This window comes from Paenisporosarcina sp. P4_E4_2 (genome assembly GCF_056401595.1).
The window spans coordinates 1-1,000 of record NZ_JBFUJC010000579.1 but is presented as its reverse complement, the minus strand read 5'-3'; the positions used below and the strand labels follow the sequence as shown (position 1 = coordinate 1,000).

1 protein-coding gene and 1 pseudogene are annotated in these 1,000 nt (G+C 38.0%); both read left to right on the top strand.

From position 1 onward, the window contains the following. The coding region (locus AC1DSB_RS19870; protein ID WP_477587492.1) for a multicopper oxidase domain-containing protein at positions 1 to 343 on the top strand (343 nt) is incomplete at its 5' end. A gap of 14 nt (positions 344 to 357) precedes the next feature. After that, positions 358 to 1,000, top strand: a pseudogene (locus tag AC1DSB_RS19865) (ZIP family metal transporter); the annotation flags it as partial.

The following is a 1,000-nucleotide window of genomic DNA, read 5'->3' as shown; positions in this document are numbered from 1 at the left end:
GGATTTAGACGGCGAAAACGAATTTTATACGGTGAATGGATATGCGAATGCATTTATGAACCATCCGATTAAAATCAAGAAAGATCAACTTGTCCGAATATACTTAAGTAATTTAACTGAATTCGACTTATTAAATTCTTTCCACTTGCATGCTAATTACTTTACGTATTATCCAACAGGTCGAAATGATAACCCTTCACAGTTTACAGATACAATTATGCAATGTCAGGGTGAGCGAGGGATTCTGGAAGTGCGTTTTCCGTATAAAGGGAAATATATGTTTCATGCTCATGTAAGTGAGTTCGCTGAGTTAGGCTGGATGGGATTTTTCGAAGTAGAGTAAAGGAGGGTTAATAGATGAAAGTTAAATGGATAATATCGGGATTAGTACCCCTATTGTTACTTGTGGCAGTAGTTTCTTGGGTGATGATCAATGGTGCTGGTATTGAAAAAGACCCTGCCGCCCCAATCGAAGTACTAAATATTGAACGAATTAACACAACATACAGTGGGTTTGAAATATCAATCAGTAATACTGGGCCAGAGCCCCTAACGATATCTCAAGTAATAGTGAATGATTCGATATGGAATTTTGGTGTCTCTCCATCAGAAACATTAAAACGATTTGAAGAAGGGAAAATTACGATTAATTACCCTTGGGTGCAAGGTGATCCACATGTAATTAAGATAATTACTGAAAATGGAATTATTACAGAAGGTGAAATTGCAGCTGCGACACTCACTCCAGAAAGAAGCTGGAGCAATTTTCTTAATTACGGGTTTATAGGGTTTTATGTTGGTATCGTACCCATTACATTAGGTTTATTGTGGTATCCATTCATGAAACGTTTCTCACGAAAATGGATTAACGCTATTCTTGCTCTTACCGTTGGGTTACTTCTATTCTTATTTATTGGTACATTGGCTGATGGCTTTGAAATGGGTGCTGAAGCGCCTGCAGTCTTGCAAGGTACTATGGTGGTAGTGCTAGGTGCAGTTC